The sequence below is a fragment of the Streptomyces sp. M2CJ-2 genome (genome assembly GCF_016757295.1).
Lineage (GTDB): Bacteria > Actinomycetota > Actinomycetes > Streptomycetales > Streptomycetaceae > Streptomyces.
Genome location: NZ_JAESIF010000049.1, coordinates 1 through 11687, shown reverse-complemented (window position 1 = coordinate 11687; position 11687 = coordinate 1). Strand labels below are relative to the sequence as shown.

The following is an 11687-nucleotide window of genomic DNA, read 5'->3' as shown; positions in this document are numbered from 1 at the left end:
CCCTCCCCGGCCCGCTCCCTACCTGCTCAGCTCTGCTTCCCCAGGTACCGCTCCGCGAAGTCCAGCTCCAGGCGTACCTGCTTGATCCGCTCGTCGACCACCAGGGAGCCGTGGCCCGCGTCGTAGCGGTAGACCTCGTGGGGGGCGTCGCGGGACTGGAGGCGGTGGACGTAGTTCTCGATCTGGCGGATCGGACAGCGCGGGTCGTTCACCCCGGCCGAGATGTAGACCGGTGCCTTCACCCGGTCGACGTAGGTGATCGGGGAGGACGCCTCGAACCGCTCGGGAACCTCCTCGGGGGTGCCGCCGAGGAGCGTACGGTCCATGGCCTTCAGCGCCTCCATCTCGTCGTGGTACGCGGTGACGTAGTCGGCGACCGGGACCACCGCGATGCCCAGGGTCCACGCGTCGGGCTGGGTGCCCAGGCCCAGGAGGGTGAGGTAGCCGCCCCAGGAACCGCCGGTGAGGACGAGACGGTCCGGGTCCGCGAGGCCCGAGTCGATCGCCCACTCACGGACCGCGGCGATGTCCTCCAGCTCGATCAGACCGACCCGGTGCTTCAGCGCGTCGGTCCAGGCGCGGCCGTACCCCGTGGAACCGCGGTAGTTGACGCGGACCACCGCGTAGCCGTGGTCGACCCAGGCGGCCGGGCCCGCGGCGAAGGAGTCGCTGTCGTGCCAGGTGGGACCGCCGTGGATGTCGAAGACCGTGGGCAGCGGGCCGCTCGCGCCCGCGGGCTTCTGGACCAGGGCGTGGATCCGGCCGCCGGGGCCCTCCACCCACACGTCCTCCACCGGCACCGAACCGGGCGACTTCATGCCCGGCGGGTCCAGGACGACCCCGCCGGTCGTGGAGCGGACCGCCGACGGCTCCGCCGACGACGACCACAGGTACTCCACGCTGCCGTCCGGGCGGGCCGTCGCGCCCGAGACCGTGCCGGGCGGGGTGTCGATCTCCAGCAGCTCGGGGCCCGCCAGGTCGTAGCGGAACAGTTCGCTGCGGGCCTCGAAACTGTGCGCGATCAGCAGGCCCGTGCCGTCCGGGAACCACTCGGCGCTCACGTCACCCGGCAGCTCCAGGGCGAGGTCCGTCTCCTCGCCCGTCGCCACGTCCCACACCAGGGGCTCCCAGCGACCGCGCCGCTGGTGACCAATGAGCAGACGCGTGTCACCGTCGAGCGGAGCGAAGCCCAGCACCTCCAGGCCCAGCTCCTCGGTGCCGCCCCTGGTGTCGTCCAGCTCGGCGACCGGCGTGCCGTCGGGGCGCAGCACACGCAGCGCGGAGTGCATCGCGTCGCCGTGCTCCGTGTGCTCGACGGCGATGAGCGAGCCGTCGTGGGAGAGGTCGCCGACGCCCGCCGACTCGCGGTGCCGGTAGATCTCCACGGGCTCCTCGCCGGTGCGCACGAGGTGGATCGTCGTACCGTCCTCGTCCGTGGAACGGCCCACGACCGCCGTGCGCCCGTCCCGGGCGAGGGCGAGACCGGCCGGGTACGAGGCGTTCAGGCCCTCGGCGGCGGGTTCGTCGGGGCCGCCCGCGAACCGCTGCCGGCGCCAGACGCCGAACTCGTCGCCGTCCTTGTCGTCGAACCACCAGATCCACTCGCCGTCCGGCGAGAGCACGCCGTCCGTGGTGCCGTTGGGCCGGTCCGTCACCTGGCGCTGCTCGCCCGTCGACCGGTCCCAGGCATACAGCTCGTACGTCCCCGTCGCGTTCGACACGAACAGGGAACGGTCGGGGGCGTCCTCCGCCCAGTCGGGCAGGGAGACCCGGGGCGCCCGGAAGCGCTTCTCCCAGTCGGGCATCCGCTCGCCCTGTTGTACTCGCTCGGTCCGGTCCGTCCGCCGCGCCGGTGCGCCGGACTCGTTGCTCTCAGTCATGGCCCCATACTGCCCGCCCCGGAGGGTGTCGCGCCGCCGAGGCCCCCAGCCTGTGGACAACCCGCACCGGATCTCCCACCGGGGCCGACACCACCGCTACCGTCACGTGTCACCCGGGCCTCCTCCGCCCCGGTGACCACGGGGCCACGGGGACCGCGAGGGCCGCCCCGCGAACCGGTCTTTCCACGCGGCCCCGTACCGTGGGAGCGTGTACCGGTTTCTGCTGACGCCCCGATGGTGGGGGATCAACGTCTTCGTGCTGCTCGCCATCCCCTTCTGCATCTTCATGGGTTCCTGGCAGCTGAGCCGCTTCGAGGACCGCGTCGACAACCACCGCGGCGCCGAGGAACAGGCCGCCTCCTCCCAGCAGGAGAAGGCCCGGCCGCTGGACGCGCTGCTGCCGGTGACCAAGGCGACCTCCGGCAAGCAGGCCACCACGAGCGGCCGCTACGAGGAACAGCTCCTCGTGCCCGACCGGGACCTCGACGGCGCACCCGGCCACTACGTCCTGACCCTGCTGCACACCGACGACGGCAGGGTACTGCCCGTCGTCCGCGGCTGGCTGCCCGGTGAGCCCGACCCGGCCGGGGCGCCCGCGCCGCCGGCCGGCGAGGTCACCGTCACCGGGGCGCTCCAGGCGTCCGAGACCCCCGGCAGCCACGGCGTCAGCACCCGCAGCGGCCTGCCGGAGGGGCAGATCGCCGCGATCAGCGCGGCGTCGCTGGTGAACCTGGTGCCCCACGACGTGTACGAAGCGTGGATCACCCTCAACGAGGGCGACTCGGGGATGCGGGCGGTGCCCGCGGTCGCGGCCGGCGGTACCGGGCTGGACCTCAAGGCGTTCCAGAACCTCGGCTACACCGCCGAGTGGTTCGCCTTCGTGGGCTTCGTCGTCTTCATGTGGTTCCGCCTGCTGCGTCGCGAGGTGGAGCTCGCCCGGGACGCGGAACTGGGCCTGGTCCCGGAGGACCTGCGGGAGCGCGAGCCGGAACCGGACGAGAAGCGGTCCAGCCCTTCAGGGGTGTGACCGGGACCTCCGTCCCGGTCGGCCCGTCGGCGTCAGCTCGTCAGCGTCGGCAGCAGTCCCGTCCAGTAGACGGTGCCCGCGCAGGCGTTGGCCACCGTGACGGTCGCCGTGCCCCCCGTCACCGCGGTGTACGTCACGGTCACACTTCCCTCGGCCGAGCCGTCCGTCCTGAGGAGTTGGGCCGCCGTTCCGGTGTCGCCGCCCGTGGACGTGCCGCTGCTGGCCGTGGGGTCCTGCTGCGAGGGGCTCGGGTCGGGTGAGGGCTCCTCGGTGCCGCCTCCCGTCTCGCCGCCGGTCCCGCCGTCCGCGGGACAGGTCTCGGAAGGCACCCAGGCGAACTTCACGTCGTACGTCTCACCCGGCTCGAGCACCAGCGGCGCGGACTCCAGCGACGGGTCGGGCAGGCCTGCCGCCGCGTCCCCCGCCACATGCCGGGCCGAGCCCACCTCGGCGGGGTCGGCCGCACCCAGCGCAGTCACGCTCACGCCTCCGGGCCCGCCGACGCTACAGCTCGCCGTGGACACGTTGCCGACCCGGAAGGTGCCGTAGACCGCTCCGGTCGAGTCGGGGGCGACGCTGCTCGCGACGGCCGGTCCGAGCTGTGCGGCCGTGCAGGCGGCCACCCCGGCCGCCGCGCTCGACGAGGGGCCCGCCTTCTCCGGCTCGCCCGTGCTCGAGCCGGGCCCCGCACCCTGCTCCTTGTCCTTCTTGCCGTTCTTGTCGGTTCCCTCGACCTGGTCCGAGGTACCGCCCGCGGTGGTCTCGCCGCCGCCGGTCTTCTTGCCCTCGCCGGTGCTGCCCTCCGTCTCCGAGGCGTGGCCGATGGCGAACGGGTTGGCGTCCGAACCGGTGACGTTCGAGACGTGCACGAGGGCCGGAACGGCCGTGCCGAGGAAGAGGGCCGCGGCCGCCGCGCCGACGAGGATCTGCCGCTTGCGCGCCCGGCGGGCGGGGACCGCGCGCTGCAGGTACTCCAGCGAGCCCTCGCGCGGCTCCATCCCGCCCACCGAGCGGTGCAGCAGGCTCCGTACGTCCAGCTCGGCCGGCTCGGCGGGCTCGACCGACCGGTCCGACTCGGCGGGCTCGGTCGACTCGGCCGACCGGCCCGACCGGCCCGACCGGTCCGAGTCCGTCAGCCGCTCCGAGCCGGCCGACTCAGCAGAGTCGAGCCGCTCCGTGCCCTGGTCGGGCCCCTGGTCGTCCAGGCCGTCGTTCACAGTTCCGTTCCCAGCGTGCGATTGCTTCGACTGCTGCCCGGTCGGGGACACCAACCCACGCAGTACGCGCAGGCCGTCACCGTCGGACGGACCCGGGCCGTCGGCCCCGGACACCCGTTCGTCGGGCTCACGTTCCTCAGCCTCGGCCGCGCTCTCCTCGGCCACCTGCTCCCCGGCCGCGCGCTTCTCGGGCCCCTCCTCCTCCGGCCCGCGCTCCTCGCCGCGCGTGTCCCTGCCGCCGCTCATACCGGCGCCTCCATGGCCACCCGCAGCGCCGCGATCCCGCGCGAACCGTACGCCTTCACCGAGCCCAGCGAGATGCCGAGCGTCGCCGCCACCTGCGCCTCGGTCATGTCCGCGAAGTACCGCAGCACCAGCACCTCGCGCTGACGGCGCTGCAGCCCTTTCATCGCCTTGATGAGGGAGTCGCGCTCCAGCTGGTCGTAGGCCCCCTCCTCCGCGCTCGCCATGTCGGGCATGGGCTTGGAGAGCAGCTTCAGGCCGAGGATGCGGCGGCGCAGCGCGGAACGGGAGAGGTTGACGACCGTCTGACGCAGATACGCCAGGGTCTTCTCCGGGTCCCGGACGCGTTTACGGGCGGAGTGGACGCGGATGAACGCCTCCTGGACGACGTCCTCGCAGGAGGCGGTGTCGTCGAGGAGCAGCGCCGCGAGGCCCAGCAGCGAGCGGTAGTGCGCGCGGTAGGTCTCGGTGAGATGGTCGACGGTCGTGCCGGCTGCCACGATGTCGTCGGCACCGCCGTCACGCTGGCTCGGTATGCGGGCGGGCCGCGCTGCTGGCATCGGCGCGATCACCGGCATGCCACCGGACGCACCGGCCTTGCGGGGTCGGAGAGCCTGGCGGGGCGGGCATAGAGCCGTGCCACGCGGCATTGCGAAGTCGAGTACCTCAGCCACGCCAGTTGGACACGCTTCCCCCCATGAGGGTTGTACGTGTCGCGCGTCACGTTTGCCGCGCCCGGCGCCGGCCGACCGCCGTCCGTGCCGGGCAGCACTCTCGACAGCACACCGAATGCCCTCATGTGTCCGCTCTTCCCCTATGCCTCATATGAACGGACGTCCCCACGTCCGGTTCCGGATGTCCCCACGTCCGGAAAGACCACCGCGTCCCCACGCGCCCAACAACAGGGGTGACCGCAAAGACGCTTCTCGCCCCACGCTCGGTTGCGTGGGGCGGGAAAGTAAATCTTCGGCTGTCGGCCGGGCAGGATCAAGAGATCCGAGCTTTCCTGGCCGGATCGCCTGGCGCACGAAGATCCTACAAACTCATCCCCGTGACCAAGGATTATTTACGCCTCGGCCACCACCAGTTCGGCTGTCTGCGCGCTGTTGAGCGCGGCGCCCTTGCGCAAGTTGTCACCGCAGACGAAGAGTTCGAGCGCCGTCGGGTCGTCCAGCGCCCGCCGTACCCGTCCCACCCACGTCGGATCGGTACCGACGACATCGGCGGGCGTGGGGAACTCGCCCGCGGCGGGGTTGTCGTACAGCACGACGCCGGGTGCCGTGGCGAGGATCTCGCGGGCCGCGTCGACGGTGACCTCGTCCTCGAAGCGGGCGTGCACGGTGAGCGAGTGCGTGGTGATCACCGGCACCCGTACGCAGGTCACGGCGACCGGGAGCCGCGCCAGGCCGAGGATCTTGCGGGACTCGTCGCGGACCTTCATCTCCTCCGAGGACCAGCCGTCCTCGCGCAGCGTCCCGGCCCACGGCACGACGTTCAGCGCGACCGGCTCCGCGAAGGGGCCCGTGTTGTCCCCCACCGCCCGCCGTACGTCACCGGGACCGGTCCCCAGCTCCGTACCCGCGACCAGGGACAACTGCTCCCGCAGGGTGCGCACGCCCTCGTGTCCGGCGCCGCTGACCGCCTGGTACGAGGAGACGACCAGCTCGCGCAGCCCGAACTCGGCGTGCAGCGCGCCCACCGCGACGATCATCGACAGGGTGGTGCAGTTCGGGTTGGCGACGATCCCGCGCGGGCGCGTCCGCACGGCGTGCGAGTTGACCTCGGGGACGACGAGCGGCACCTGAGGGTCCATCCGGAAGGCGCCGGAGTTGTCGACCACCACCGCGCCCCGTGCGACGGCGACGGGCGCCCACCGCTCGGCGACCTCGTCGGGGACGTCGAACAGCGCGACGTCGATCCCGTCGAAGGCCTCCTCGGTGAGCGCCACGACCTCGACCTGCTCACCGCGCACGGCCAGCTTGCGGCCGACCGAGCGCGGGGAGGCGATCAGTCGGATCTCGCCCCAGATGTCCGCCCGCTGGGACAGGATCTGGAGCATGACCGTGCCGACGGCCCCGGTCGCTCCCACGACCGCGAGTGCCGGCCGTCCGGACCGCCCCATCAGCGGCCGGTGCCCCCGTAGACGACGGCCTCGTCGCTGTCGGAGTCCAGTCCGAAAGCGGTGTGCACGGCGCGGACGGCACCGTCCACGTCGTCCTTGCGGGTGACGACCGAGATGCGGATCTCGGAGGTCGAGATCAGCTCGATGTTCACACCCGCGTCGGACAGGGCGGTGAAGAAGTCGGCGGTGACCCCGGGGTTGGTCTTCATACCGGCGCCGACCAGCGAGATCTTGCCGATCTGGTCGTCGTAGCGCAGGGACTCGAAGCCGATGGCGCCCTTGCTCTTCTCCAGGGCGTCGATGGCCTTGCGGCCCTCGGTCTTCGGCAGCGTGAACGAGATGTCCGTCAGGCCCGTGGAGGCCGCCGACACGTTCTGCACGACCATGTCGATGTTGATCTCGGCGTCGGCGATCGCGCGGAAGATCGAGGCCGCCTCGCCCGGCTTGTCCGGCACACCGACGACCGTGACCTTGGCCTCGGAGGTGTCGTGCGCGACACCGGAGATGAGCGCCTGCTCCACCTTCTTGTCCCCTCGCTGAATCGGCTCGCTGCTGACCCACGTGCCCGGCAGTCCACTGAAGGACGAGCGGACGTGGATCGGGATGTTGTACCGGCGGGCGTACTCCACACAGCGGTGGAGCAGCACCTTCGACCCGGAGGCCGCCAGTTCGAGCATGTCGCCGGTGGAGATCCAGTCGATCTTCCGGGCCTTCGGCACCACGCGCGGGTCGGCGGTGAACACGCCGTCGACGTCGGTGTAGATCTCGCACACCTCGGCCTCGAGGGCGGCCGCCAGGGCCACCGCGGTGGTGTCGGAGCCGCCGCGGCCGAGCGTGGTGATGTTCTTGCCCTGCTGGCTGACGCCCTGGAAACCGGCGACGATGGCGATGTTGCCCTCGTCCACCGAGGCACGGATCCGGCCGGGTGTGACGTCGATGATGCGGGCTTTGTTGTGGACCGAGTCGGTGATGACACCCGCCTGGCTGCCGGTGAAGCTCTGGGCGTTGTGGCCCAGGTTCTTGATCGCCATGGCCAGCAGGGCCATGGAGATCCGCTCTCCCGCGGTCAGCAGCATGTCGAGCTCGCGCCCGGCAGGCATCGGGGAGACCTGCTCGGCGAGATCGATCAACTCGTCCGTCGTGTCGCCCATCGCGGAAACCACGACGACCACCTGGTGGCCGTTCTGCTTGGCTTCCACGACCCTCTTGGCGACACGCTTGATGCCTTCGGCATCGGCTACGGAGGAGCCTCCGTACTTCTGCACGACAAGGCCCACGTGCGCTCCTCGCTCAATCCGTCGTTGTCCCACGTTTTGCGCACATGTGTGCACACCGTGGTCGGCTCATTCTATCGGGCACCCGAAAAACGCCTCGTCGATACCGCATCGTGAGATTCCTGGGCACCCGTGCAGAAGGGCTCATGCCCAGCCCGAGGCCGACCACTCGGAAAAGCGACCTGCGTCACACCCTCACGGCCGCTCGGCGCGCACGCCTTCCCGCCGCACACCACGGGAGCACCGGTGCCGTCACCTGACCGGACGCATTCCCAGGGGGGTGCCGATTTCTTCCGCCATGACCTTGCCCGCCTCGAATTCGAGGGTGTCGTCGCCCATGCCCTGGTCGGTGTCGAGACCGTCGAGGGCGGGCAGGGGCTGGTTGAGGCGGACGTGGGCGACGACGGACTGGAGGGCGCGCAGGGTCGCCGACGCGGTGGGGCCCCAGTTGGAGAAGTAGGAGAACTGCCACCACCACAGCGCTTCCGTGGTGCGGCCGGCCCGGTAGTGGGCCATGCCGTGGCGGAGGTCGGTGATGACGTCGGTGAGGTCGTCGGAGATCCGGGCCGGGACGGGCGCCGTGCGGGGCTCGTAGGGGTCGAAGACCTCGGAGTAGACGTCGATCGGCTCCAGCAGCCGGGCGAGGTTCTCGCGGAGTTCGTCCACGTCGGCCTCCGGGCCCCCGTCGGGCTCGTACCGCTCCTCGGGGACGATGTCCTCGTGGGCGCCCAGCCGGCCGCCGGCCAGCATGAGCTGGGAGACCTCCAGCAGGAGGAAGGGAACCGTCGAGTCGGGCTCGTCGCCCTTGGCGACCTCCGTGACGGCGACCAGGAAGCTCTCGATCTGATCCGCGATCTGGACCGAGAAGTCGTCCGGGTTTCTGTTGGTCGCGTGCAGCGTGGCATCAGACATCTAGGAGTCGTCTCCCCTCGAAGGCGCGCCCGAGGGTGACCTCGTCCGCGTACTCCAGGTCGCCGCCCACCGGGAGGCCGCTGGCCAGACGGGTGACCTTCAGACCCATGGGCTTGATCATGCGGGCGAGGTACGTGGCCGTGGCCTCGCCCTCCAGATTCGGGTCCGTGGCCAGGATCAGCTCGGTGACCGTGCCGTCGGCCAGCCGGGCCAGCAGTTCCCGGATGCGCAGATCGTCGGGGCCCACCCCGTCGATCGGGCTGATCGCGCCACCCAGGACGTGGTAGCGGCCCCGGAACTCGCGGGTGCGCTCGATGGCCACGACGTCCTTGGGCTCCTCCACGACACAGATCACCGCGCGGTCGCGGCGGGTGTCACGGCAGATGTTGCAGAACTCCTCCTGCGCCACGTTGCCGCAGGTCGCGCAGAAGCGGACCTTCGCCTTCACTTCCATCAGGGCGTGGGCGAGACGCCGTACGTCCGTCGGCTCCGCCTGGAGGATGTGGAAGGCGATCCGCTGGGCGCTCTTCGGACCGACGCCGGGCAGCCGCCCGAGTTCGTCGATGAGATCCTGCACCACGCCTTCGTACAACGGACTGCCGTCCTTCCTGGGTTTTCTTCAGTACGTACCGTAGAGGCCCGCGCCCCGTCTTAGAAGGGCAGACCGGGAATGCCGCCGCCGCCCAGGCCCTGGGCCAGCGGGCCGAGCTTCTGCTGCTGGAGGGTCTGAGCGTTCTCGTTGGCCGCCTGGACGGCCGCGACGATCAGGTCCGCGAGGGTCTCGGTGTCCTCGGGGTCCACCGCCTTCGGGTCGATCTTCAGCGCCCGGAGCTCGCCACCGCCGGTGACGGTCGCCGTGACCAGGCCGCCGCCCGCCTTGCCGTCGACCTCCGTCTGCGCGAGTTCCTCCTGCGCCTTGGCCAGGTCCTGCTGCATCTTCTGGGCCTGCTGGAGCAACTGCTGCATGTTGGGCTGGCCACCACCGGGGATCACGATTCAGCTCCTTGGTCGGTCCGTCCGTACGGGATTTTCCCGTTCGGCACGAGCCTACGTGGTCCGGGCGGCCGTCGCCCCAGCACTCTTTCGAGTGAGTCCCGGTCGGGCCCTGCACCTGATCACGGCCCTCTTTCGGGCGGAAGAGCGGCCGAAACCCCGACGCGCCCCACCCGTCGGGCGGTAGGAAAGGGGCCGGGCACGTCCGCGCCGACCGTCGAGCAGCTGCCGCGCAGACGTCGAGCAGGAGTCGGCAGGGGTCAGGTCAGGAGGGAGCACGGGGTGGGTCAGCCGGAGATGCAGCCCGAGGGCCGTCCGCAGGACGGTCCCGGCGAGGGGGCGGCCGGGCTGCGGCCGGGCGATCTGACCGGGCGGGTGTTTCCGCTCGGGGACTGGGGCGAGCCCGCGCTCCGGCTGGACGAGCTGTACCGGTGGGTGGAGCGGGGGGCGTTGGACACCGCCGCCTGGTACCTCGCGGACCGGGTGTGGAAGCGGCGCTGCGCGCGGGCCCTGCGCGCCGGGACCGCGGCGGGGACGGTCATCGGGGCGGCGCTGCTGCTGCTGGATCTGACCCGGGTGGCCGTCGGGGCCACCCCCTGGGGCTACCTGGCGCTGCTGCTGGCGGTGGCGTGTGCGGTCGCCGACCGGTTCTTCGGGGTGACGTCCGGCTGGACGCGGGACGTGGCGACCGCGCAGGCGGTGCAGCGGCGGCTCCAGGCGTTCCAGTTCGACTGGGCGTCGGAGTGCGTCCGCGAGGTGCTGGGCCCGGCCGAGGGCACCGCGAGCGAGGCGGCCGAGCGGTGCCTGTCGGTGCTGCGGCGGTTCTCGGAGGACGTGAGCGAGCTGGTGCGGGGTGAGACGGAGGACTGGGTGACGGACTTCCGCGGCGGGATCGTGCCGCTGGGCGTCCGGGGGTCCGTGGCGGGCACGGGCCGCCCCGATGCGGCCGCGCCGCACGGCCGCTTCCCCACTCCTCCGGGCGCCGCCCGGCCGAACATGCCCCGGCAGCGCCCGCCGGAGCCGAGGTAGGGGGACGGCCGGGTGTCTCAGTCCCGGGTGTAGACGAGTTGCTCGCCGTTGCTGGTGTTCACGCGCTGGAGGGAACCGTCGGGGCGGAGGGTGATCTCGGTGGCGGACCCCGGGGTGCAGGCGCTGCGCGGCTGGCCGACCGTCACGCTGGACGGGCCGATCCGCAGCCGGTCGCCGGAGCCCGGGGTGTCGGAGAGGCTGCCCTCGAACACGCAGTGGTAGGTGCCGTTGCCGGTGGGCCCGTCGGCGACGAGGGACATGACCGTGTCCCCCACCTCGCCCTGCTGGATGGTCAGCGTGCGGGTGTGCACGCCGCTCGCGTTGTCGATGGTCGTGGACCAGCTGCCCAGGTAGCCGGTCGGGATCACCCCGTCCGTCGGCGTGGGGGTGCCGGACCGGGTCGGGTCGCCCGTGCCTCCTGCACCACCCGCACCGCCTGATCCGTCCGGCCCGGTCGAGGCCTCGCCGTCGGCGGTCGGGTCGGTGCCCCGGGACGTGTCGCCGGTCGCCGTGGCGGTGGGATCGCCGCCGGCGCTGTCGCCGCCGTTGCTGCTCATCAGCGCGTACACCGTGCCGCCGGCGGCGATCGCGACGACCAGGGCGATGACGACGAGCAGCGCGGTGGAGCGGTCGCTCCGCGGTGTCCGCGCCGGGCCGTACGGGGGCGGGTTCGGGCCGTAGGGCGGGGTGGAGCCGGCGGCCCCGTAGGCGTTGTACGGGTAGCCGTAGCCGGGGGGCTGGGGGTGCGGCTGGGCGTGCTGCTGGGGGTGGCCGTATGCGACGGGGGCCTGCCCGGCCGCCGGGCTGCCCGGGGTGGGGCCCGGGGGCGGTGTGGTGTTCTGGCCGGCGACCAGGGTGGGCAGGTGGTTCACCGGCGCACCGTCACCGGGCGTGCCCGGCGCGGGCGGGGCGGATGTGCGGGCCAGGGCGAGGGCTCGGTGGAGGCGGAGGATGCGGGTCAGGGTCTTGGGGCCGTAGCCGAACGCGGTG

The 11687-nt window shown here is 72.0% G+C and carries 10 protein-coding genes and 1 pseudogene; 2 read left to right on the top strand and 9 right to left on the bottom strand.

Annotated features, from left to right (window positions below; genetic code table 11):
* Positions 1 to 26 precede the first annotated feature (26 nt).
* Complete coding sequence (locus tag JL475_RS28075) at positions 27 to 1880, bottom strand: prolyl oligopeptidase family serine peptidase (RefSeq protein WP_202280758.1); 1854 nt, start codon at positions 1878 to 1880, stop codon at positions 27 to 29.
* 208 nt (positions 1881 to 2088) lie between these two features.
* Between JL475_RS28075 and JL475_RS28070 the strand changes: the two genes are divergently transcribed.
* Entirely contained in the window at positions 2089 to 2907 is an 819-nt protein-coding gene (locus JL475_RS28070; RefSeq protein ID WP_202280757.1) for an SURF1 family protein, read from the top strand.
* Positions 2908 to 2939: 32 nt separating this feature from the next.
* On the opposite strand, the gene JL475_RS28065 is transcribed toward JL475_RS28070, so the two are convergent.
* The 7 genes from JL475_RS28065 to JL475_RS28035 all read right to left on the bottom strand — a co-directional run bounded on the left by JL475_RS28065 (position 2940) and on the right by JL475_RS28035 (position 9668).
* Positions 2940 to 4370 (bottom strand): hypothetical protein, encoded by a 1431-nt coding sequence (locus tag JL475_RS28065; RefSeq protein WP_202280756.1) that lies wholly within the window; start codon positions 4368 to 4370, stop codon positions 2940 to 2942.
* Entirely contained in the window at positions 4367 to 5017 is a 651-nt protein-coding gene (locus JL475_RS28060) for a SigE family RNA polymerase sigma factor (RefSeq protein ID WP_237408526.1), read from the bottom strand. Before JL475_RS28060 ends, JL475_RS28065 begins: the two co-directional genes overlap by 4 nt.
* Positions 5018 to 5433: 416 nt before the next feature.
* Positions 5434 to 6489 (bottom strand): aspartate-semialdehyde dehydrogenase, encoded by a 1056-nt coding sequence (locus tag JL475_RS28055; RefSeq protein WP_202280754.1) that lies wholly within the window; start codon positions 6487 to 6489, stop codon positions 5434 to 5436.
* Positions 6489 to 7766, bottom strand: coding sequence for an aspartate kinase (locus JL475_RS28050; RefSeq protein WP_202280753.1), 1278 nt, complete (start codon positions 7764 to 7766; stop codon positions 6489 to 6491). Before JL475_RS28050 ends, JL475_RS28055 begins: the two co-directional genes overlap by 1 nt.
* A gap of 249 nt (positions 7767 to 8015) precedes the next feature.
* Positions 8016 to 8675, bottom strand: a complete 660-nt coding sequence (locus JL475_RS28045; protein WP_202280752.1) for a DUF5063 domain-containing protein — start codon at positions 8673 to 8675, stop codon at positions 8016 to 8018.
* The gene (gene recR, locus JL475_RS28040) at positions 8668 to 9267 is read right to left on the bottom strand and encodes a recombination mediator RecR (protein WP_109377195.1); all 600 of its coding nucleotides are present in this window, start codon (positions 9265 to 9267) and stop codon (positions 8668 to 8670) included. Before recR ends, JL475_RS28045 begins: the two co-directional genes overlap by 8 nt.
* 59 nt (positions 9268 to 9326) lie before the next feature.
* Positions 9327 to 9668, bottom strand: coding sequence for a YbaB/EbfC family nucleoid-associated protein (locus JL475_RS28035; protein ID WP_109377194.1), 342 nt, complete (start codon positions 9666 to 9668; stop codon positions 9327 to 9329).
* 282 nt (positions 9669 to 9950) lie between these two features.
* Here JL475_RS28035 and JL475_RS28030 point away from each other — a divergent pair, with 282 nt between their 5' ends.
* Positions 9951 to 10697: an SLATT domain-containing protein gene (locus JL475_RS28030; RefSeq protein ID WP_202280751.1), complete on the top strand. Its 747-nt coding sequence runs from the start codon at positions 9951 to 9953 to the stop codon at positions 10695 to 10697.
* Between the two features lie 17 nt (positions 10698 to 10714).
* On the opposite strand, the pseudogene JL475_RS28025 reads toward JL475_RS28030, so the two are convergent.
* A pseudogene (locus tag JL475_RS28025) lies at positions 10715 to 11687 on the bottom strand (hypothetical protein); the annotation flags it as partial.

Bases quoted from the DNA above. Each gene is read 5' to 3' on its own strand.
- JL475_RS28060 (WP_237408526.1), bottom strand. From the start codon at position 5,017: ATGCCGCGTGGCACGGCTCTATGCCCGCCCCGCCAGGCTCTCCGACCC.
- JL475_RS28045 (WP_202280752.1), bottom strand. From the start codon at position 8,675: ATGTCTGATGCCACGCTGCACGCGACCAACAGAAACCCGGACGACTTC.
- JL475_RS28065 (WP_202280756.1), bottom strand. From the start codon at position 4,370: ATGAGCGGCGGCAGGGACACGCGCGGCGAGGAGCGCGGGCCGGAGGAG.
- JL475_RS28055 (WP_202280754.1), bottom strand. From the start codon at position 6,489: ATGGGGCGGTCCGGACGGCCGGCACTCGCGGTCGTGGGAGCGACCGGG.
- JL475_RS28075 (WP_202280758.1), bottom strand. From the start codon at position 1,880: ATGACTGAGAGCAACGAGTCCGGCGCACCGGCGCGGCGGACGGACCGG.